This is a genomic window from Streptomyces sp. NBC_01591 (assembly GCF_035918155.1).
Lineage (GTDB): Bacteria > Actinomycetota > Actinomycetes > Streptomycetales > Streptomycetaceae > Streptomyces.
In genome coordinates, this window is sequence record NZ_CP109328.1 from 504,456 (window position 1) to 525,703 (window position 21,248).

Below are 21,248 nucleotides of genomic sequence, written 5' to 3' on the forward strand. Positions count from 1 at the left end.
CTGATCATTGGCGGGTTGTGGAGCCGGACTCCCGCGCAGCGATCAAGGAGTTCGCGGCGGAGCACCGGGTGCGGCGGGTGATCGACGGCGCGCTGACGGAGCCGTTCGACACCTGTGTGCGACGGGAGTTCGAGCCGCTGATCCGGGAGGCCGCCTCGAAGGGGTAACGGCCATGGTCCGCCCGGGCGTTGATCCGGGCGGACCCCTCACCCGCACAACGCTGGGTGTTCTGTCCGGCGGATCAAGGCGTCGTAGGCTCCAGGACATGCACAGCACCTTGACGGCGCATGCCCGGTGTCTCTACGGAGATGAGTACCGACCCACGCAGGAGTGTGGCCTCGAACACCGAGAACACTACTTCGTCGAGGAGTTGACCTTCGCCGACGCGGATTCGATCCTCGCCATGCTGCGTGAGCTGTGCCCGCACAGAGTTGATGGCCGCCTGCCGGTCTGGGTCCGCAACCTGTCCTATCGACTGGTGCTATTGCAGCGACCGGACGAACCGGCGCTGATGCGAGAGGCTGCCGAGAACCTGTGGCTGCACGGACCGGACTGGGACGACATCGCCACAGACCTGACGAGGCAGGCAGACGCTCTTGGCTCAGGCTGATCACAGCCTGAGCCAGAGGTGGATCGAGGCCACGGTGACCGTGCGGTGGAAGACATACGCGCACTTGTCACAGCGCGTGGCCACGGCTCGGGAGTGCTTCAGTCGGTTGATCGTGCGCTCGATCTCGTTCCGGCGCTTGTACATGCCCTTGTCGAAGCCGGCGGGCCTACCTCCTCGGCTGCCGCGGCGCTGGCGGTTGGCCCGCTGGTCCTTCGGCTCCGGGATGGTGTGCTTGATCTGGCGCCTGCGTAGGTAGCGGCGGTTGCGGCGAGAGCTGTAGGCCTTGTCGCCGCCCAGGTGCTCAGGGCGGGTGCGCGGATGGCCACCGCCGGGGCGCTTGACCCGGATGCGTTCGAGGACGGGGACCAAACTGCGGGCTGTCACCCCACCGGCCCGGTGTGACCGTCCAACGCGAGGCGGTCATGTGATCCGCCGGACAGAACCTCACGCCGGGGATGTGGCGGGCGGCTTCGTAGGGGCCCATGTTGGTGCCCTTGACGAAGGTGGTGATGACGTACCGGCCGATGGGGTCCTTCGGGCGACTCGCATAGGATGCGATTTCCTGGCATCTGATGCGAGTCACGGAGAGTGGTGAAGCGGTGGGGTTCAGCGGATCGATACCAGGGGCTGCGAGGTTGCACCTGGTCGACGGGGTCGCGTTGCCGCGGCCGGAAGAGCAGGTCTTCGCGGCGATGCTGACTGGGTTCGCCAACCGGCAGCTCGCTCGGAATCCGGCCCGGACGACCGTGGAGGGCCGGGAGAGCACGGTCAAGGCGTTCTCCGCCTACGTGAACACCTATCCCTGGCACCGGACGCTGGCGATGGTCGACGAGTGGCTCGGTGACCTGCGCTCACTGCGGGACCTGAAGCGCTCGACTATCCGCTCGTACTGGCCGTGCGAGCCTTCTGCCACTTCATCCCAAATCCGCTCTACGAGTGGACGGCGACCTGCGAAGAGCGGTTCGGTACCCACCCGGCAGAGTCTGCTTCCCCGTGTGCTTTTGATTCCATGGCGCTGAAAGTCGTTACGGAATTCTCCTCCTTCAGTGCCACTGCGGCCGACGAGGGACGGGCGTCATTTGCAAATACGATGGTGCAGTGCGGGCAAATGATGACATCGGCCTACGGTGCAAAAATGTTTATGCGAGGGGTGCATCCATGAAGTTTGCTGTCATTATTTCCGTTATTCTCGTCGTGGGCAGCATTGCCTATATCGTTCATCTTTTTAACCGCGACCATAGGATCCGGTCGCAGGGGCGGGATCTTCGGGCCCTGGTGGAGGATGTTCGTTACATCAGCTCAAACGATGGCGGGAGCGCCAACATAAAATACCGGCTTTCGTGGTGCGAGGGCGGCGTAACCAGACATGTGGAAGGAAGGGATACCATTCCCGCCTTTTACTCATCAAAGGTACAGAAAGGCTGTGAGGTTGATATCACGTACTTGGATGATGACCACATTTTGTTTGTTTTTGATAAGTAGATAATGCAGGAACGGGTGGGTGGAGTGATGCTCCAGGGCAACAACGCTTCCTGGAAAGCGCTGAAAAATCACGCTTGAAGCACCGGAGTCGCGATCGAGGGCGAGGATGTGCGCGCGACCTCGCCGCCCAGCTCGATGAACTGGCCGACTTGCCCGTCGGCGACGGTGGTACGGCCGTGATCGGCAGAAGATCGCGCTGCGGGACTGCCCGGACCCCGCAGAGCCTTCAAGAACCCTTTCAAGAAACCCTTCAAGAACCAAGCGCATTCAACGGCTTGAAGTCGAAACCGCTCAGGAGACTCGTCTCTCTTCACCCAATGTGTCAGGGACGCGCTCGACGTACCGCGCCGATAACCGCCCCCCCGCAGGGCAGGGGACACCAGCCGGACCTCGACCACCGCGTCGCGGTTCCGGCCGCGATGACGCACACCAGAGCAAGGAGTGCGTCGACGGACAAGGCGGTGAGTCTGCGCATCTCTGTGCTTGCCGGAAGTCCTCTGCGAATGGACCTGCTCCGTGACAGAGTGCTGTGATGACCATGGTGACGGTGGAGCCTTTCCTGCCGCGGCACGCGGCCGCAGTTGATCTCGCTGCCTGGTGTGCGGTGTTCAGCGACGGCTACAGGGATTCGTCCGGAAGCACGGTCCCGCAATCTGCTCTGGCCGAGCGGCTCCTGGCTGAGGAGCCACCGGCGATGCGCTGGGCCGCTCGCGCCGGTTCCGGCGACGCGGTCAGCGGGGTCGCGCAGTTGCGGTCGCAGCCGCACCAGCCAGGTACTGGTTTCCTCCGCTTGTTCGTTGCGCCGTCGACCCGCCGTAACGGCATCGGCTCCGCGCTGCTCTTCGAAGCCATGCGGACTGCTGATGAGGCCGGGATGGACCGGCTGCAAAGCACGGTGCTGGCTGGTGCCACCGGAGAGTCCTTCGCTCGCACCGTTCCCGGTCTACGCGTCGTGCTGCGCCTGGAACTTCAAGAACAGCGGCTCGACCAGGAGTGGGTGCTGGCACGCTGCCGGGAACTGGTGGCGCGCCGGCCTTCCGCCTACCGGCTGGTGCACTGGATCGGACCGGCGCCCGAGCAGCTGGCTGCCTCTTTCGGGCGGGTGATGGGCCATGTGCTGGATGCCCCGGGCGCCGCGCTGCAGATGTCGTCCCGGACGTGGGATACCGCTGCGGTACGCGCATGGGAGGCGACGATGATCACAGGTGGTGAGCAACTGTTGGTGAGCGCTGCCGTGCACTCGGCCTCCGGCGAGGTCGTCGCTGCCACAGTGGCCACCGTCCCGGCGAGCGGCGGCCCCGTGGCAGACCAGCACGACACCGCCGTCCTCCCCGAGCATCGACGACAAGGACTGGCTCGATGGATCAAGGCTGAACAAGCCATCCGGTTCCACGAGCACTTCCCTGGAGTCCGTGCCGTCGTCTCGACCGTCAACCAGGAGAACCTGCCCATGACAGCGGTGAACCGATTGCTCGGATACCGGCCGCTTTCCGGAAGACTGCTGGTGGAAGCACCGGTAGTGGCTGGACATGCCGGCCCGTGATCGAGATTTGTCGACTTGCCGGCGGCGTCACCACGCACGCCGCCGGAGAGGCGCTTGTGACTTCCTGGGAGCTTGGTCCAGACGCCCTGTCACTGTCTTGTCCACCTGCCCGGCTGGTGCGTGCCACCCCCGGAACGGACTCGCGAGGACGGACACAACAAACATGACGTACGACAGCCGTGAGATCACCTGCGGAGTCGACACCCGCGCCTGACGCACGATGCCGCGGTGATCGATTCCGTGGGCACCGACGCCGCGGCACCGGGCCAGTCACCGACCCTGTTCAGGCGGATTCGAGGATCGGGCGGATCTCGATCGTCTCCGGGGTGGGCAGCCCCTTGGCGGTGACCATCGCGCCGGCCGCGATGATGGCGCCGTCGCCGATCCGTACGCCGGGCATGACGGTTGCCTGGTAGCCGAACCAGATGTCGTTGCCGACGACCGTGTCGCCGCGGCTGGGCATGGCGGTGACGATGTCCAGGGTCTGCTCGGCCCACCGGCCGCCGAACATGGTGAACGGGAACGTGGACACACCCATCGCCGGATGCTCGGCACCGGCCATCAGGAACCTGGTTCCCGAGGCGATCGCGCAATACCTGCCGGTGATCAAAACGCTCCGGCCCGTTGGCGTAGAGCACATTCCGGTGCTCGAAGTCCGTCCGGGTTGCGGGATGTCGCACACGGTCCGGGCCGTGTGTTGCCGAGCCAGGGCCCGGGTTTACCTGACGCGGTGGGGTGTCAGGCGTTCTCGTGTCCGGACGGGGCGACCCACTCGACGAATTGGACGATCACGCCGTTGGGGTCGGTGACCTGGAAGAGGCGTTCACCCCAGGGCTCCTCGCGCAGCGGCATGGTGATCTCGACACCCTCGGCGCGCAGCCGCTTCTCCTCGTTCTCGATGCCGGTGCTCGTGAAGGCGAGGATCAGGCCGGAGGCGTGCTGGTCGCGCTGGTCGGCCGGCAGCACCTCGGTGCCGCGTGCGAGCAGGACGATGTCCACTGCGGCGTCGTCGCGTGACAGGGAGGCGAATCCATCGGCGGCGGCCTGCTCGCCGTAGCCGAGGTGGGTGGTGAAGAACCGCTGGGACGCGGCGACGTCGTCGACGGTGAGCGAGACGGTGGACGCGGTGATCTGCAAGACGGTTCTCCTCATGGCTTCGGGGAGCCCGTCGCCACCAAGTCGGCGAGGCGGTCGGGCGTGGTCGTCGGTGTGGTTGTGGGTGTGGCTCAGTAGCCGCCGCGGCGCGGCAGGCTGTGGACGGGCGGGGCAATGCGCCGGGCCGCGGGCGGCTGCCATCCGGGCGAGCAGCCGCCCGTCACGGCGACGCGACGCAGGGCTCGGTGCGGAGCTATGGCCGTCGGACCCGGTCAGGGCCTCGCCCGAGGTCGACGGTGAGGGCGGAGGCTGCGGTGCGGTTGAGCTCGGGCATGGACTCTCCTCTTCGCACACCGGGATCTCCTGGGAACACCAGCCGCAGGGACTCGGCTTGGCTCGGGTATGACCTGCCTGCGCCGTCCGGCCGAGTGGACCGAGGCCGGTGTGTGGGTCTTTCGTCTGGATCAGGCCGGGCTCGATCCAGACGAAAGACCCTGGCCCTCCCGTGCCCACGGCCGCAGCTTCTCCGGGTTGCGGACCGCCCAGATCCGGGTGACGCGCCCGTCGGAGACGTCGAACGAGGCCACGGTCATGACGACGCCGGCACGCTGGGCCACCAGGCCCGGCACACCGTTGACCGACCGCTCCAGGAGTTCGAGCCCCGGAGCCTTATCGGCAATGGCGACCATGTACTGGGCGATGCGCGCGCTGCCCTCGACCGGGCGCAGGACGGTGCCGACCATGCCGCCGCCGTCGGCGGTCATCACGGCAGCCGGGTCGAGGAGACCGACGAGGGCCGCGATGTCCTTGGTCTCCCAGGCCTCTTTGACGCGCCTCACCACGTCGGTCCGGCCGGTCGTCGGCACCGGAGCGCGCGCGACGTCCACCCGCCGCCGGGCGGAGGCCGCCAACTGCTTGCAGGCTGCAGGGGTGCGGCCGAGAACGCCGGCAATCTCGGCGAACGGGTACCGGAAGACGTCGTGCAGGACGAACGCCACCCGCTCCGCGGGCGTCATCGACTCCAGGACGACAAGGAAGGCCATGGCCACCGACTCGTCCATGACGATCTGGTCTGCAGGGCCGGTGGGGCCGGCGCCGCCCGCAAGGTCCCACTCTGCGCGGTCGGGCAGCGGCTCGGGCAGCCACGCGCCGACATAGCGTTCACGGCGGGCCCGCGCCGAGCCGAGCAGGTCCAGGCAGATGCGGCTGGTCACCGTCGTCAGCCAGGCGCCGGGGGACAGGATTTCCTCCCGTCGGCTCCGTGACAGCCCGTACCAGCGTGCGTAGGCGTCCTGTACGGCGTCCTCGGCCTCGGTCACCGAACCGAGCAACCGGTAAGCGACATTGATCAGTTGGCGTCGCTCGCCGGCTATCTCATCTGTGCTGGTCCCGACAGTCCCCATGCTTCCGGCCGCCCCCGCCTTACCTTTCGCAGGCCCGCGTCGTCGGGCTGGTGAGACCTTATCGATCCACTGCCCGAGGGCGGAAAAGGGGACTGTGACATGGCCACTCAGGTGACGGCGACGGCGACGGCGAGCGCACAGCGCAGATCCTCGTTCCTGCAGGTCGCGATCGCCCTGCAGACCCTGACCATCTTCCTTCAGGCGGTCTCCGCCGGACTGCTGCTGACCTCGTCCTACGGAGAGACGTTGCACAGTGTCGGAGCCCGTGTGATGTACGGGGCCTCGATGCTGTACGTGCTCGCGGCGGTGCTGGCGTGGAAGCCGGGCGGCGGCTCACCCCGGCCTGTCTGGCATGCGTCAGGTTTCCTCGTACTCGCCTCGGTCCAGGTCGTGCTCGGCATCGCGCACGTCCCGTCGGTCCATCTCCCCCTGGGTGTCCTGATGTTCGGTCTGAGTGTGCTGGCGCTGGCCCGGCGCTGAGGTCCGGTACGGGGCCGCCGGGATCAGCCAGACCGCTTCTTGCGAATCATCTGATCGTCGGTCCGGGTGCGTTGTTGACTGATGCCCAGTGGGCACGGATCGAGCCGTTGCTCCAACGCATGGCCGATTCCCCGGACCATCGCCGCCCGCGCGGCACGAGCCGATGTCGACCAGCGGGGAAGACTCCGTGAACCGTCAGCCGCGACGGGGGCCGGGCTCGTGGCCGCGGGCCTGTTCCCCCTCCTCGGTGAGCCACAGCTTGTTCTCGGCGTCCCGGGCCAACCAGCCGCGCTCCACGAGCACTTCGGCCTCCGCCGCCAGGTCGTCTTCGGGCCGGATATCGGAGTTCATGGCCTCCCGGAGCTCGGGGAGGGTCCTCCCCTCGCCGTCGGGCGAGATGTCGTTCTCCGACAGGTTGCGCAGCAGCCAGAACTGGGGCTGGGCACAGCCCTTTTCGACCTGCCGGGCCCGGGTGTACGCGATGAGCGCCGCGTAGGCGACACCGGTCCAGTATGCGGCGGGTTGTCCGGCGAGTTCGGCATCGGACAGCTGCTGGGTCGTCATGGGGTGTCCCTCTTGGTGCTTCGGTGCGGAGTGGAGCCTGCGCACCGTGCAGGTCATGCGGAGACCGTAAGACCTCAAGTGTGGTTGAGGGCAAGTGGGTGATCGCTCCGTAGAATCATGGCAAAGTCGGAGCAGAGGGAGGTCAAATGGCAGGACGGCGCAAGGACAGCAGGGACGGAAGGGACGGCAGCCGGAAGGAGAACTGCGGCGACGCGTGCGCCGACAGCTGCTTCTGGGGCCGTACGTGCTGCCCCGACATGTGGCTCGTCTCCCTCCTCCTGGTTGTCCTGCCCCGGGCGGCAGGGCCCTTGAGGCCCGCTGGTGATGATCCGGCGGCGCCCCGCCCGGTCGGCCGGGCGGCGGGCGCGCTGTATGAGGTCGTCCGGCGTTACCGGACGAAGGCCAGTCCACTGCTGCCCGCGTGCTGCCCGTACACGCCGAGCTGCTCCACGTACGCCGTCAAGGCGCTGCACCGGCATGGTGCGTTGCGTGGTGGCCGGCTGGTTCTGGGGCGCCTTCTGCGGTGCCGGCCGGGAGCTGCCCGACGGCGGGGGTTCCACGACCCGGTGCCCGGCTGACGGGACGGGATGTGAGAAGGGGCCTGACCAAGGGGTGTCCCGCATGTCACCGCCAGCGGGTGGGCCGATCCCAGGAAGTTGCGCGGCGACTCCCTGGAACCGCCGAACGCCGAACGCCGACCGCCGAACGCCGAACGCCGGCCGCCGCGCTCGCCGCCCAGGAGCGAGGAGTCGGATGAATCAGCGAGACGGTGTCGGCGACCAGACCCCGGCAGCGGTCCCGTCGCGGACGTGCCTCTCGTAGGCGACGACCTTGCCGTGGATGACCTTCAGGTCGGCGTTCAAGTCGGAGATTTTGGCCCGTACGGCCTGCTCATGTTCCCGCAGCAGCGCCAGACGTTCCGCTTCATTGCCCGGGCCCGACCGGACGAGCCGGGCGAACTCCTTCAGCATGACGATGGGCATGCCCGACGCGCGGAGCCGGTTGCACAGCAGGAGCCACTCCACGTCTGCGAGTTCGTAGACCCGCTGCCCGCCGCCGGAACGGGGGATCGGCCGGAGGAAGAGGCCCTCGCGTTCGAAGAACCGCAGAGCGTGCACGCTCAATCCGGTCGCTTCGGCGACCTCCCCGATCGACAGATCACCCGCATGCTTGCCCATGCCGCCGACAGTACCTTGACCTAGAGCGCAGTCTAGATTTTAGCGTCGCGGTCATGACGACGCAGCAACACAAGTCCGGCACCGGATTCGGTGCCCACAGCACGGCGGACGACGTCCTCGCCGGAATCGACCTGTCGCGCAAAACCGCCCTGGTCACTGGCGGCTACTCCGGCCTCGGGCTGGAGACCACGCTTGCCCTCATCCGGGCGGGAGCACATGTCATCGTCCCCGCACGCAGGTCCGCCGCAGCGGAAGAGGCCCTGCGAGGCGTCCCCCGGGCGGAGGTGCACGTCCTCGACCTGGCGGACCTGGAGAGCGTCCGGACGTTCTCGGTCGGCTTCCTGGAGACCGGTCGCACCCTCGATCTCGTCATCAACGGCGCGGGCATCATGGCCTGTCCGGAGACACGCGTCGGCCCGGGCTGGGAGGCGCACTTCGCGGTCAATCACCTCGGCCACTTCGCTCTCGTCAACCGTCTCCGCCCGGCACTGACGGAAGGGGCACGAGTGGTTTCGGTGGCCTCGTCCGGTCACTTTCTTTCCGACATGCGCTGGGACGACCTCCACTTCCGTGATGGCTACGACCGGTGGCTGGCCTACGCGCAGTCCAAGACCGCGAACGCCCTCTTCGCCGTGCACCTCGACGCGCTCGGCGCCGACAGCGGGCTGCACGCCTTCGCGGTCCACCCGGGCAGCATCCTGACCCCACTGCAGCGGCACATCCCCCGTGACGAGCAGATGGCCCAGGGCTGGATCACCCCGGACGGCACGCCGGCAGCCGGATTCAAGACGCCGGCGCAGGGCGCGGCGACGGCTGTATGGGCTGCGACATCACCGCTGCTCGACGGCCACGGTGGCGCGTACTGTCAGGACTGCGACATCGCCGACCCCGCCCACACCGACGACATGCTCATCGGTGGGGTCAAGCCCTGGGCCGTCGACCCGGACGCGGCATCCCGGCTCTGGCAACTCTCCAGCGAGCTCACCGAGTTGGACCTGTTCACCTGATGGCAGCCATCCCGTCAACGGTCCTCAAGTGGATGCGGGCCATGACGGGCCTGACGCGGGGTGCGTGGGACGGAGCCGTCCACGCCCGCACCTGCCCCGCGCCTCTCCCAGGACGTCCTCAGAACCGGCTGCCGAGCCACTGGTGGATGGCGAGTGCGGTGGTACGGGCATGTTCCTCCAGCATGGTGAAGTGGTTCCCCGGCACAGTGACCTCGGCGTGCGGCCGGCTCCAGTCCGGGGCGGGGTCGGCGCCGGGCAGCGGATCCCGGGCCCGTACGTACAGTGTGGGACAGGCGAGCGGCGCGGGTTTCCAGTCACGGAAGAGCTCGAAGTATCCGGCCATGGCGGTGAGCCGATCGGGACTGGCAGAGGCGAACTCCGCCGCCCGGCGCAGCATGTCCGACGTCATCGTGGAGAGCGCCTGCTCCTGGTCACCGTGACCGGGGGGATAGGTGTCCACCAGGACGACGGCCGCCGGGGCAGCACCCTCGGACTCCAGACGCTCGGCCACGGCATGGGCCACCCAGCCACCGGCCGACCGCCCCAGCAGTGCCAGGGGGCCTTCGGCCGCGGCTGCGCGGACGGCAGTGGCCTGGGCGGTGACGAGAGCGTCCAGTGTGGCGGGCAGAGCCTCTCGGGGCTCGAACCCCGGGTGCCGCACTGCGGAAACCGGCCGCAGCCCTCGCAGCCGGGCACCGAGGCGCGCGTACTCCTGCGGTCCGGACAGCGCGCTGAGCGCGGGGGAGCAGACCAGCCGGGGCCCCGTGCCGCCCGCCGCGAGCATGACGGGTTCGTGCGTCGCACCGGGTGCCCCGGTCCTGTCGAAGACCGGGCGGAGGCGCGCGGCGATGGTGAGCAGTGCCATGCCGTCCCAGCTCTGGCCCAGGGCGCATGCGGTACGGAAGAGCGCGCCCAGGGAGTCCGGAGATTCCCCGGCATGCGGTGCCTCGGCGATCTGCACCCGGGTGTCCGGCGGAGCGCCTGCCCCCGGACCGCTTCCCGGACCACCGTCCGGACCGATCCCCGGACCGATCCCCGGACCACCGTCCGGACCGATCCCCGGACCGATCCCCGGACCGATCCCCGCGCCGACGCCCGCGCCGTCGTCCGTCGGCCGGCCCGGGGAGCCCGGCGAGCCGGCGTCCTCAGGCTGTGCCCGGCCGTCGGACGCGGCACCCGCAGAAGGCGCCTCGGCGGCATACCGCCGCGTCAGCTCGACGGCGAGCGCGCGCGGCGTCGGGAAGTCGAACAGCAGCGTGGACGGCAGTGCCAGACCCGTCCACGCCGCGAGCTCATTGCGCAGATCGACAGCGGCCAGGGAATCCAGCCCCAGATCCGCCAGCAGGGCGTCCTCGTCGATCTCGCTCGCCTCCTCCCGATGGCCCAGGACCCGGGCCGCCAGGATCCGGATCTTTGTGAGCAGCACCCCGCCCATCTCGCCGGGGGAAGCAGCCGCCGACGCCCGGCCGAGCCGGTCCCCGCCCCCGTCGCCCGTGCCATCCCGGTCGGCGGCAGGGGTTCGTAGCCGGTTCGCCGCCGTGCCACCGCCTCGGAGAGCGGCCGGGGCGAGGCGGGCCGCCACCACCACGGGTTCGTCACCGGCCACGGCCGCGTCGAAGAGAGCCAGGCCTTCTTCCGGCCCGAGCGGGCCGAACCCGGAGCGGGCCATCCGCTGCCGGTCCGCGTTGCCGAGGTGCGCCATCATGCCGTCGTTCTGCTGCCAGGGGCCCCAGACGATCGACGTACCGGGCAGTCCGAGCCGCCCTCGGTGCCGCGCCAGGGCATCCAGCACACAATTGGCCGCGGCGTAGTTGGCCTGGCCCGCAGAGCCGAAGGTACCCGCCACCGAGGAGAACAGCGCGAACACGGCCAAGTCGTGACCCCGGGTCAGTTCGTGCAGAGCGAGAGCGGCGTCCGCCTTGGGGCGCAGCACCTGCCTCACCCGGTCGGTGGTGAGCGCCGCGACGACGCCGTCGTCCAGCACCCCCGCAGTGTGTACGACGCCGGTCAGCGGGTGGGCCGCCGGTACCGTGTCGAGCAGGGCCGCGAGCGCGGTCCGGTCCGCGACATCACAGGCGTGAACGGTCACCCGGGCGCCCGCCTCGCACAGCTCCGCGACGAGTTCCCGCGCCCCCGGAGCGTCCGGCCCGCGTCGGCCGGCGAGCAGCAGATGCCGGACGCCGTGAGCGGTGACCAGGTGCCGCGCCACCAGCATGCCCAGGGAACCGGTGCCGCCGGTGACCAGGACGGTGCCCTCCTGGTCGAGCGGCCGCCTCTTCCGTGGCTTCGGTGCCGCCTCGGCCAGTGGCACCAGCTTCGGCACGTACACCGTCCCCCGGTGTACGGCTGCTTCCGGCACCGAGGCAGCCAGCAGGGCGGGCAGGGCACTCCAGGAGTCGGGGTGCTCGTCCACGTCGATCAGAGCGAAGCGGCCCGGATTCTCCCGCAGGGCCGAGCGGACCAGTCCCCACACCGGCGTGTGCAACGGTACGGACGCCGTCTCGTCGGACTGGCCGTCACTCCTGCGACCGGCGGCATCATCCGTTGGGAATACGTCACCTGCCGAAGCGACGGCACCGGACGTCACGAGGACGAGACGGGAGCGGGACAGGCGCGGCTCGGCGAGCCACTCCTGCACGAGCCTCAGCGCCCAGTCCGCTGCCCGCAGCAGACCGGCGGCCTGGTCCTGCCCGCCGCCGGTCGTGCCCGGCTGCGGGCACGGTGCCACGACGACGGCCGACGACGCGTCGCACGCCGCCGGGCCGGGATACACCGGGACGCCGGAACCCGGCGGCGCGAGAGCATCCACCAGCCGTGTGCCCGCCGCGCCCAGAACCCCCCAGCGGGGCATTGCCACGGGTGCGGGCGGCTCGCCCGGTGGCACCCAGTCCGTCCGGTGGAGAGTACCGGTGACCGCGTCCGCCGTCGTCGAGCCGGTACGCGGAAGCTGCCGGAGCGTCAGCGAACGTACCGTCGCCACCGGTGAGCCCGTCTCGTCGGCCAGCTCCACTCCGGCCCGACCGTCCGGCCCGGGGGCCACCCGTACCCGTAAGCGCTGCACACCGGTGGTGTGCACGCGCACCCCGCTGAAGGCGAACGGCAGGGACAGCCCGTCGGCCGCCGGACCGGCTGCCCCGGAACCGTTCGCGACAAGGCCGTTCAGGGCCAGGGCGTGCAGCGCCGCGTCGAGCAGTGCGGGATGCAGGACGAACTCCGGGCCGTCCGCCTCCCGGCGCGGAGTCCGGGCCGCTTCGGGCAGCGCGACGTCCGCGTACAACTCCTCCCCGTGCCTCCAGACGGCGCGCATGCCCCGGAAAGCGGGGCCGTAACGCAGCCCGTCGGCGGCCAGTTGCTCATACGGTCCGGTTCCGGTCCCCGGACCGTCGGCATGCAGTGGCATCGCCGCCTCCGGTGGCCAGGGCGCGTCAGGCCGGGGCACGCCGCTGGTCTCGCCTGCGGCCGCTCCCCGGTCCGTAGGCGGCTGCGCCGGCGAAAGAGTGCCGACGGCGTTCCGGAGCCAGGGCCCATCACCCGCCGGAGTATGTGGCCGGGAGTGGAAGAGCACGGCCCGCCGCCCCGCGTCGTCCGCCCCCGCCACCCTCACCTGCAAGGTGACAGCACCGTCCGAGGGCAACGGCAGAGGCGCGGTCAGAACGAGCTCGTCCAGGACAGCAGCGCCCGTCAACTCACCGGCGTGGAGGGCCATTTCGACGAAAGCAGTCGCCGGCAGCAAGATCTCCCCGGCCACCACATGGTCGGCGAGCCACGGCTGGTCCTGCACCGACAGCAACCCGCTCAGCAGCAACCCGTCGTCGTCGGCCGTGCGGGTGCACGACCGCAGGAACGGATGGGTGGACTCGGCCGTCGGGGACACGGGCAGATGCTCCGGGACGGTCTCCAGCCAGTACCGGCGGCGCTGGAAGGCGTACGTGGGCAGCGCGACGCGCCGCCCGCCGCACCCGGCGAAGACAGCCCGCCAGTCGACGGGAACGCCATGGGCATGTAGCGCGGCCAGCGTGTCGAGCAAGGCATCCGCCTCCGGCCGCTTCCCGCGCAGGGTCGGCAGAACCAGCGGAACCGGGCCCCGCTCGCCGCCGCCCGCTTCGCCCGTGTCCGGGCCGGCCCCGGACGGCCCGGACACGGCGAGGCAATCACGTACCAGGCCGGTGAGCACCCCGTCCGGCCCCAGTTCGACGTAGTGTGCCGCGCCCTGCTCACCCAGGTACGCCACCGAATCGGCGAAGCGAACCGGACGGCGGACATGGTCCACCCAGAACTCCGGCGTGCACACCTCCTCGGCGGAGGCCGCCCGGCCCGGCACAGCGGTGATCAGGGGCAGCCGCGGCGCGACGAAGGACAGACGCCGGACCACGTCCGCGAACTCGGCCAGCACGGGCTCCATCCGAGCGGAATGGAAGGCATGACCGACCCGCAGCGGCGTCACCGAACGGCCCCGCTCCCGGAAGTACGCGGCCACCTCCCGCACCGCGGCCGCGTCGCCGGAGACAACCACCGAGGCAGGCCCGTTGACCGCGGCGATCTCCACCACACCCCCGGCCGCGGAGAGGTGGGCAGCCACCTCGTCCGCGCCGGCGGCCACAGCCGCCATCGCGCCGCCCGAAGGCAGCGCGTCCATCAGCCGACCCCGGGCCGCCACCAACGTGCACGCGTCCGCGAGGGACAACACCCCGGCGACATGCGCCGCCGCCACCTCGCCCACCGAGTGCCCGGCCACCAGGCCGGGGCGTACCCCCCACGCCTCGAACTGCCGGAACAACGCCGTCTCCAGAGCGAAGAGCGCCGGTTGCGCGAACCGGGTCGTATCCAGCAACGCGCCCGTCTCCGTACCGGGCGCGGCGAACATGACGTCCCGCAGAGGCACCGGCAGCAGCGGGTCGAGCAGGGCACAGCACTCGTCCAACGAACCGGCGAAGGCCGGATGCAGGCCCCGCGACTCGTACAACTCACGGCCCATGCCGACACGTTGACTGCCCTGACCGGTGAACAGAAAGGCCGGCGAGCCGTGCTGTCGGGACGTGCCTGTGTGCACTCCGGACCGGCCGCCGCCCTCCGCCACGGCCCGTAGGGAGCCGAGCAGTTCGGCACGGTCCCGGGCCGCCACCACGGCCCGGTGCTCCAAGGCCGCACGCGTGGTGGCGAGTGAGTACCCGAGGTCCACCAGGGACGCGTCAGGAGCGGCGACCACATGGTCGTACAACCGTTGCGCCTGGGCCCGCAGCCCCGGAACGCTCCTCGCCGACACCGGAAAGGCCACCGTGGCCCGCCCGGGACTTGTCGCACATTCCAGCCCCGCCCCGGCTCCGACACGGCCGCCCCTCGCAGCCCCGCCATCCGCCACGGCACACGGTGATGCGGCCTCCCCGTCGCCCGGAGGCTCTTCGAGCACCACATGGGCGTTGGTGCCACTGATTCCGAACGACGACACCCCCGCCCGGCGCTGACGGTCCGTCGCGGGCCACTCCGCCGCCCGGGTCAGCAGCGCGATCCGCTCCGACGACCAGTCGACACGGGGCGTCGGCTCGTCGGCGTGCAACGTACGCGGCAGCACACCATGCCGCATCGCCTGCACCATCTTGATCACACCGGCCACTCCGGCAGCGGCCTGGGTATGACCGATGTTCGACTTCACCGAGCCCAACCGGAGGGGACTCTGCCGCGCCTGCCGCCCGTACGTCGCGAAGAAGGCCTCCGCCTCGATGACGTCTCCCAGCCGGGTGCCGGTGCCGTGCGCCTCCACGGCGTCGATGTCCCCAGGATTCAGCCCCGCGTCCGCGAGCGCCTGCCCGATCACCCGCTGCTGCGCCGGCCCGTGCGGTGCGGTCAGCCCATTGCTCGCGCCGTCCTGGTTCACCGCCGAGCCGCGCACCACGGCCAATACCGGAAGCCCCGCGCGGCGCGCCTCGGACAACCGGCTCAGCAGCAGCATTCCGGCACCCTCGGCCCACCCCGTGCCGTCGGCGGACGCACCGAACGCCTTGCAGCGGCCGTCCGGCGCCAGCGCCCGCTGGCGACTGAACTCCACGAACGACGAGGGCCCCGACATCACCGTGGCGCCACCGGCCAACGCGAAAGCACACTCACCCCGGCGCAGCGCCTGGGCCGCCAGATGCAGGGCCACCAGGGACGAGGAACACGCCGTGTCCACGGTGATGGCCGGGCCTTCGAGGCCGAAGGCGTACGCGATACGACCCGAGGCGACGCTTCCGGCGTTGCCGAGGCCGAGGTACCCCTCGACCTGCTCCGGCGTTCTCGCCAGGCGGCGCGCGTAGTCGCTGTACATCAGCCCGACGTACACCCCGGTCGCCGAGCCGCGCAGAGTGCCCGGGACGAGACCGGCGTACTCGAAGGCTTCCCACGCCACTTCGAGCAGCAGCCGGTGCTGCGGGTCCATGGCCAACGCCTCGCGGGGCGAGATACCGAAGAAGGCGGGGTCGAAGCGGTCCACACCGGAGAGGAAACCCCCCTCGCGCACATACGTCCGTCCGGGCCGCCCGGGGTCCGGGTCGTACAACGACCGGACGTCCCAGCCCCGGTCGGTGGGGAAGGGACCGATGGCGTCCCTCCCGTCGGCCACCAGCCGCCACAGCTCCTCGGGAGAGGTCACATCTCCGGGATAGCGGCACGCCATCCCCACGATCACCACGGGATCGTCGTCCGACCGGGCCGCACTCCGGTCCACGGACCCGGCGCCGGCCGGTGCGACGGCGTTCCGTTCCCCGAGGTGGGCGGCGAGTGCTGCGGCAGTGGGGAAGTCGAAGGCGACGGCCTCGGAGAGCGGCAGGCCGGTCACCGCCGACAACCGCTCCCGCAGCACCGTCGCCGTCAGGGAGTCCATCCCCAGGTCCCGCAGCGCCGTGCTCGGCTCCACCGCCTGAGCCGTACAACCGAGCACGGCCGCCACCTCGCCCCGCACCAGGGCGAGCAGGTCCTCCGACGATTTCCCGTTGCCGGCGGCCTCCGCACCCAGCGCCCGTGCCGGCAGGTCGGCAAGGTCCCGCCGCAGGATCTTCCCGGAGGAGGTGCGGGGAAGGTCCTCCACCTCGAACAGCTCGACGGGCACCTTGAATCCGGACAGTTCCGCACGGCAGGCGGTGAGGATGCGCCCCCTGTCCAGCACGCCGCCGGGCTCGGCAACCAGATAGCCGACGGGCACCTCGCCGAAGACGGGGTGCGGGCGTCCGGCCACGGCGGCGTCCGCCACCCCCGGCAGCCGCCGCAGCACCGCCTCCACTTCCGAAGGATGGATGTTCACCCCACCCCGAATGATCAGATCACTCGCCCGGCCGGTGATCGCCAGTGCACCGAAGGCATCGATCCTGGCCAGGTCACCCGTGCGGAACCAGCCGTCGCGCAGTACCTCCGCGGTGGCTTCCGGCCTGCCGTGGTATCCGGCCATCACCCCGGGCCCACTGACCCACAACTCGCCCTCGCCCGTGTCCCGGCCGTCGGGGCCCCCGCCGACCCGGACCCGGACGCCGGGCAGCACCCGGCCGCACGCCCCGGACGGCGTCGCCCCGTCCGGCGCCGGCATGGTGACCGGGCCCACTTCCGTGCTGCCGTAGTGCTCCAGATAAGGCACACCGCAGACTGCCCCGAAGGACTCACGGAACCCGGGCCCCGCCGCCGCGCCACCACTGACACAACCACGCAGCGTGGGGCCGCCGAGACCGCCGCCGCCCTTATCGCTCTCCTCGCCCCGGACCGCGTCGAGCAGCGCCGAATACGTGGTCGGAACCCCGCCGAGCAAGGTGAACGAGGCGTCCCCACCACGCAGTTCGCCGAGCACCCCCGCCACCGAGAACCGGGGCAGCAGCACCGCGCTCGCCCCCACCGCGGTCACCCCGAGGAAACACACAATCTGGCTCATCGCGTGATGCAGGGGCAACGGCCACAGCACACGGTCCTGTTCGGACAGACGCAGGACACCGACAAGGCCCGTCGCGACCGGCGAGAGCCGGTTGCGCTGGGTGGACAGGACGCCCTTGGGCGCGCCGGAGGAGCCCGAGGTGTAGAGCAGCCAGGCCACTTCGTCCAGCGCGAGATCGTCCCGGGCCGGCGTCCGCGGCTCCGTACCCGCCAACTCCTCGAACCGCAGAACGCGGTCCGCGCCCGCCGCCTCCTCGATGTCCGCGCCCGAAGCCGAGTCCCCGGCCCTGTCCTCGACACCGCCTTCGGCCACCACCACAATCAACCCGGGTCGCAACGGCAGCGTTCGCCTCCGCGTCAGGCAGGCGTCATCGGTGATGAGCACCCGTGCCCCGCTGTCGTCCAGCAAGCGGGTCAGTTCCTCCTCCGAGTTCCCGGGGTCCAGAGGTACGCCCACGCCGCTCGCCCGGGTGACGGCGAGCAGGCTCTCGACCGCCTCGACACGGTTGCCGAGCAGTACGGCCACCCGGTCACCGCGCGCCAGGCCGAGTCCGGCCAGGTGACCGGCCAGCCGTGCGGTCCTCCGCTCCAGCTCCCGGTAGGTCACACGCCTGAGCCGGTCCTCGAAACAGATCTTGTCCCCGAGGCGCCGGGCGTGGTGCCCGAGCAGTTCCGGCAGTGGTTTGACGATGTCGGCGTGCCTACCCACCGCATGACCTCCTTGAGACGACCCTCCGTTGAGGACGACGGCACGGTGGACCAGGTTGCCTCCCGGCGATGGGGTGACACAGACGGGGTACGACTCACCTTCCATTTCCATGCACGCGGAGTGCCGCTGGACCAGGTGGAGAGCGACGAGGACCTTGAAGGGTTCGTGTTTCCCGTGCCGGGCGGGCGGCTCCGGGTCCCGGCCGTTGACCCCCGTTCAGCCTGCGCCGGGCGCAGTGCGTTAACAGGGCGGTTACGGCCACTCGCTTCCGGCCGAAATCCGGAAACCAGCGGCGCATGACATGGCCTCACCTCCAGAATGATCCGGGAGTACTCGAATTCTGCTGCAGCCAGAGCCCGTTCCGCCTCGACGGCCAACGACGGCCGGACGCAAGGGTCCCGCCCCACGCGACGGCGGCCCGCAGATGACACACGGGGGAGACCATGACGGAGCACGACGACATACACCGGCCACCCCAGGATTCCCCCTTCGGCCCGCCGCCCGGCGTCTTCGGGCCACCGTCTCAGGGCCCCTACTCTCCGCAGTTCCCGCCTCCTCCGCAGGTACCGCCGCAGTACGCCCCCTACGGACCTCCGTACGGCCCGCCCCCACCACTGCCGCCCGGGCAGGGTGTCGGGCGACGCGGACGGCTCCTGTTGTTCGGCGGTGTCGGTGTGCTGGTCACGGCGCTGGTGGCCGGACTGCTGGTCTGGAACGGCGTCTTGGGCTCGGAGGAATCGCAGGCCAAGCGCGACCTGAAGCCGTTCCGGCAGGCCGTGGCCGCCATCGCCGACGCCCCCGGCCTGCGGTACCAGGACTCCGGCTCGGGCCTGAAGCGGGACGTCACCGTGACCGCCTCCGGCAGCCGCTTCGGTACCGCGGGCTCCGAGCGCGAGATCCTGCACATCGGCGGCAGGACCTTCACCCGGCAGAAGGACCCGGCCGCCGGTACGGAGTCCGGCGAGGGCGCCTCGGGCAAGTGGGCGGCCGCGGAGGAGAGCGACAGTGTGACGCCCGAGGTGGTGAAGCACCGGCCGGCGCCGCCCGATCTGGCCACAAAGCTCTCGAAGGCTCTCGACAAGCTGGAGGGCACACCCGCCCCGAGCGAGCCCTCGAAGCCTCCTGTCGTCGACGGCACACCGGCTCTCGCGGTGGACACCTCTGCGGGCCGTCTGCTCGTCACGGAGAAGAAGCCCCACCGGGTGCTGCGCCTGGAGTCCTACGACGCCTCCCAGCCGGCCGGGCCCTCCGGCGGCTCGACTGATTCGTCCTCCGTCCGGTTGACGACTGCCGCGGTGCAGGAGGACTCCGAGGACGAGGGTCCCACCGAAATACCCGAGGTGACGGACGGTCCCCTTGAGGACAGTGATGCCGAGGGCCTGGACCTGGAGCCGGTCACCGGGGATGACGTCGCCCCCATGTTCGACTCCCTGGAGAAGCAGACAAAGGAGCTGAACAACGCGACCGACAGCGGGGTCACGCTGGCCCTCAGCGGCTCGGGAACGGTGAAGTGCAGTTCCGGTGGCTGCACAGCCAGGAACAGCGTCGCCGGTCAGGTCACCACCAGTGCCAAGAGCCGCCTGGCGGACGGCAAGGTCACCGCGGTCATGACCGCTACCTTCAGCATTGACGGCAAGTCCGCGGGCCAGTGCACCAGCCCGCGGAGCTCCTTCCCCGTCACCGGCACCAGCGTCTCCGGCAGTCTGTCCTGCTCCAACCCGGGCGCCGGACCGACCTTCGCCTCGGTCGAGTCGCAGAAGAAGGCCGAGGCACGGGCCCGCTCCCGGGCCAGCGGTGGCCGTCTGGTCCAGTACCGCATCCCCTACCGCGCCGAAACACTGATCACTGCCTATGCCTTGGCTACGACCGAGGTCAAGAAGCTGGTCGACAAGGTACGGCAGGAACGGGACGACATCGGCTGCAGGCCCGGCAGCTCCGTCTCCGGCGCGGGAACCCGCTCGGGCGGCACCGCCGAGCCCATGGTTCTGCTGTACGCCGCTGTCCCTGTCCACCGCCCGTCCAACTGGGCCGAATTCCTTGCCGCCGGCGACAAGTGCCCGGACAAGAAGGCCCTGAGCGCCGCGGACACGATCACCGAGCGGGCCAAGGAAGGCAAGGTACGCAAGTCCAGCAACTACCATCCTCACTTCAGCGACGAACGCGTGAAGGAGATCCTCACGAACCCGGACGCGGTGTACGTCTCCCAGGGACAACGTGGGAACCTCATCTTCCGGCAGGGCGAGGACATCGTGGTCACGAAGGGCCCCGGAGCCGGTGCCGGCGACGTGATCACGGGCTACGGCCCCTCCGGGAAGAAGGGGCCGACGGGAGCCAAAACTTTCGGTGGGTCACCTGACGACCCGGGGCCTCCGGTGAGCCACGAAGACATCGTGAACGGGACGGTCCCCAATACCAAGGGCGGCTTCTTGCCCGCCGCCAGACCCATCCGACGATGAGGCAACGAGCACGGTGAAGATCACGATTGGCGACACCCTGATCGCCGAAACGACGGACAGGCCTCTCCTGTTCACCCCGCGCTTCGACTTCCGCGATCTCCAGCTGATCGTCGCGGGGTACGAGGATCCGGCCGGACGGGAGGGGCAACTGCCGGACACCTTCGGCAGCATGCAGTGGTTGTGGTCGCAGGACGAGCACTTCCGTTTCGACCGGGGCAGCCGGGAACTGTGCAGTCTCACGTTCTTCGTGCCTCCCCAGTACGTCTCCGTGCCACGGGGCCACGCTGTGCACGACAAGCCGCGGACGCAAGCGTGCGGGCTGCGCGCGGACGCTGCCCGGGAGTTCGCCATGCCCCAGACCACGGTCTTCAACTGTGACCCCGGGGCCACCGAACTTATCTGCCTCCGGGACATCGGCGTCCTCGACCGGGAACTGGACGCGCGGCTCGGCATCGCCCCTGACGTGGCCCTCCTTGTCCAGGAGGGGGCGGTGGTCGGCTGGAGCCTCGGTGATCCCGTGCGGTATCTGACGGACGGGTTCGCCGACCCCCGGCCCACCCCGCCGGACCCCGCCATCCGGCTTCGGCTGGCCGAGTGCCTGGAGTTGGTCTCCTCGCCACTCGTCGACCTGGTGATGGACGAGGACGCGGACGCCTGGCACCGGCTCCGGGCGACTGAACACGCCCTGCGTGAACAACAGGACGACCGGCACCGCGCGGAGATCCTGCGAGGGGTCATCAGCCGCCTCATCGAGGACTACGAGGCCTGAGAGGGCGGTAAGTTCCCGTACGCAACTGGGGAGCCGGGGCCGTACGCCGACATCCCATAGAGGAC

General features: G+C 70.0%; 14 protein-coding genes and 3 pseudogenes. 10 read left to right on the forward strand and 7 right to left on the reverse strand.

Annotation, left to right across the window (positions count from 1 at the left end):
- The first annotated feature begins 17 nt into the window (after positions 1-17).
- On the forward strand, positions 18-167 hold the full coding sequence (locus tag OG978_RS43290) for a hypothetical protein (protein WP_326770585.1): 150 nt from the start codon (positions 18-20) through the stop codon (positions 165-167).
- Positions 168-265: 98 nt separating this feature from the next.
- Positions 266-610: a hypothetical protein gene (locus OG978_RS43295; protein WP_326770586.1), complete on the forward strand. Its 345-nt coding sequence runs from the start codon at positions 266-268 to the stop codon at positions 608-610.
- On the opposite strand, the pseudogene OG978_RS43300 reads toward OG978_RS43295, so the two are convergent.
- A pseudogene (locus tag OG978_RS43300) lies at positions 611-1,013 on the reverse strand (transposase); the annotation flags it as partial.
- A 232-nt stretch (positions 1,014-1,245) separates the two neighbouring features.
- Between OG978_RS43300 and OG978_RS43305 the strand changes: the two are divergent.
- From OG978_RS43305 to OG978_RS43315, 3 genes are all read left to right on the forward strand, one after another.
- A complete protein-coding gene (locus OG978_RS43305; protein ID WP_326770587.1) occupies positions 1,246-1,629 on the forward strand; it encodes a hypothetical protein in 384 nt (127 codons plus the stop codon).
- A gap of 139 nt (positions 1,630-1,768) precedes the next feature.
- Entirely contained in the window at positions 1,769-2,092 is a 324-nt protein-coding gene (locus OG978_RS43310) for a hypothetical protein (protein ID WP_326770588.1), read from the forward strand.
- A 532-nt stretch (positions 2,093-2,624) separates the two neighbouring features.
- On the forward strand, positions 2,625-3,635 hold the full coding sequence (locus OG978_RS43315) for a GNAT family N-acetyltransferase (RefSeq protein ID WP_326770589.1): 1,011 nt from the start codon (positions 2,625-2,627) through the stop codon (positions 3,633-3,635).
- 340 nt (positions 3,636-3,975) lie between these two features.
- On the opposite strand, the pseudogene OG978_RS43320 reads toward OG978_RS43315, so the two are convergent.
- From OG978_RS43320 to sigJ, 3 genes and pseudogenes are all read right to left on the reverse strand, one after another.
- A pseudogene (locus OG978_RS43320) lies at positions 3,976-4,306 on the reverse strand (antibiotic acetyltransferase); the annotation flags it as partial.
- Between the two features lie 67 nt (positions 4,307-4,373).
- On the reverse strand, positions 4,374-4,772 hold the full coding sequence (locus OG978_RS43325) for a VOC family protein (RefSeq protein WP_326770590.1): 399 nt from the start codon (positions 4,770-4,772) through the stop codon (positions 4,374-4,376).
- 422 nt (positions 4,773-5,194) lie between these two features.
- A complete protein-coding gene (sigJ, locus tag OG978_RS43330; protein WP_326770591.1) occupies positions 5,195-6,133 on the reverse strand; it encodes an RNA polymerase sigma factor SigJ in 939 nt (312 codons plus the stop codon).
- Between the two features lie 99 nt (positions 6,134-6,232).
- On the opposite strand from sigJ, the gene OG978_RS43335 reads away from it, so the two are divergent.
- Positions 6,233-6,613 carry a hypothetical protein gene (locus OG978_RS43335; protein WP_326770592.1) on the forward strand — a complete coding sequence of 127 codons (381 nt, stop codon included), beginning with the start codon at positions 6,233-6,235 and terminating at the stop codon, positions 6,611-6,613.
- Positions 6,614-6,838: 225 nt separating this feature from the next.
- On the opposite strand, the pseudogene OG978_RS43340 reads toward OG978_RS43335, so the two are convergent.
- Positions 6,839-7,177: pseudogene (locus OG978_RS43340) on the reverse strand (MarR family transcriptional regulator); the annotation flags it as partial.
- Positions 7,178-7,323: 146 nt separating this feature from the next.
- On the opposite strand from OG978_RS43340, the gene yidD reads away from it, so the two are divergent.
- Positions 7,324-7,755, forward strand: a complete 432-nt coding sequence (gene yidD / locus OG978_RS43345; protein WP_326770593.1) for a membrane protein insertion efficiency factor YidD — start codon at positions 7,324-7,326, stop codon at positions 7,753-7,755.
- Between the two features lie 180 nt (positions 7,756-7,935).
- Here the strand turns inward: yidD and OG978_RS43350 are convergent, their stop codons facing one another.
- Positions 7,936-8,355, reverse strand: coding sequence for a MerR family transcriptional regulator (locus OG978_RS43350; protein ID WP_326770594.1), 420 nt, complete (start codon positions 8,353-8,355; stop codon positions 7,936-7,938).
- 53 nt (positions 8,356-8,408) lie between these two features.
- On the opposite strand from OG978_RS43350, the gene OG978_RS43355 reads away from it, so the two are divergent.
- Positions 8,409-9,362, forward strand: a complete 954-nt coding sequence (locus OG978_RS43355; RefSeq protein ID WP_326770595.1) for an SDR family NAD(P)-dependent oxidoreductase — start codon at positions 8,409-8,411, stop codon at positions 9,360-9,362.
- Between the two features lie 118 nt (positions 9,363-9,480).
- On the opposite strand, the gene OG978_RS43360 is transcribed toward OG978_RS43355, so the two are convergent.
- Positions 9,481-17,958 carry a type I polyketide synthase gene (locus tag OG978_RS43360; RefSeq protein WP_326770596.1) on the reverse strand — a complete coding sequence of 2,826 codons (8,478 nt, stop codon included), beginning with the start codon at positions 17,956-17,958 and terminating at the stop codon, positions 9,481-9,483.
- A gap of 443 nt (positions 17,959-18,401) precedes the next feature.
- On the opposite strand from OG978_RS43360, the gene OG978_RS43365 reads away from it, so the two are divergent.
- On the forward strand, positions 18,402-20,414 hold the full coding sequence (locus OG978_RS43365; protein ID WP_326770597.1) for a hypothetical protein: 2,013 nt from the start codon (positions 18,402-18,404) through the stop codon (positions 20,412-20,414).
- A 13-nt stretch (positions 20,415-20,427) separates the two neighbouring features.
- Positions 20,428-21,183: a hypothetical protein gene (locus OG978_RS43370; RefSeq protein WP_326770598.1), complete on the forward strand. Its 756-nt coding sequence runs from the start codon at positions 20,428-20,430 to the stop codon at positions 21,181-21,183.
- Positions 21,184-21,248: the final 65 nt, after the last annotated feature.

Bases quoted from the DNA above. Each gene is read 5' to 3' on its own strand.
- OG978_RS43295 (WP_326770586.1), top strand. From the start codon at position 266: ATGCACAGCACCTTGACGGCGCATGCCCGGTGTCTCTACGGAGATGAG.
- OG978_RS43310 (WP_326770588.1), top strand. From the start codon at position 1,769: ATGAAGTTTGCTGTCATTATTTCCGTTATTCTCGTCGTGGGCAGCATT.
- OG978_RS43315 (WP_326770589.1), top strand. From the start codon at position 2,625: ATGACCATGGTGACGGTGGAGCCTTTCCTGCCGCGGCACGCGGCCGCA.
- sigJ (WP_326770591.1), bottom strand. From the start codon at position 6,133: ATGGGGACTGTCGGGACCAGCACAGATGAGATAGCCGGCGAGCGACGC.
- OG978_RS43335 (WP_326770592.1), top strand. From the start codon at position 6,233: ATGGCCACTCAGGTGACGGCGACGGCGACGGCGAGCGCACAGCGCAGA.
- yidD (WP_326770593.1), top strand. From the start codon at position 7,324: ATGGCAGGACGGCGCAAGGACAGCAGGGACGGAAGGGACGGCAGCCGG.
- OG978_RS43350 (WP_326770594.1), bottom strand. From the start codon at position 8,355: ATGGGCAAGCATGCGGGTGATCTGTCGATCGGGGAGGTCGCCGAAGCG.
- OG978_RS43355 (WP_326770595.1), top strand. From the start codon at position 8,409: ATGACGACGCAGCAACACAAGTCCGGCACCGGATTCGGTGCCCACAGC.
- OG978_RS43365 (WP_326770597.1), top strand. From the start codon at position 18,402: ATGACGGAGCACGACGACATACACCGGCCACCCCAGGATTCCCCCTTC.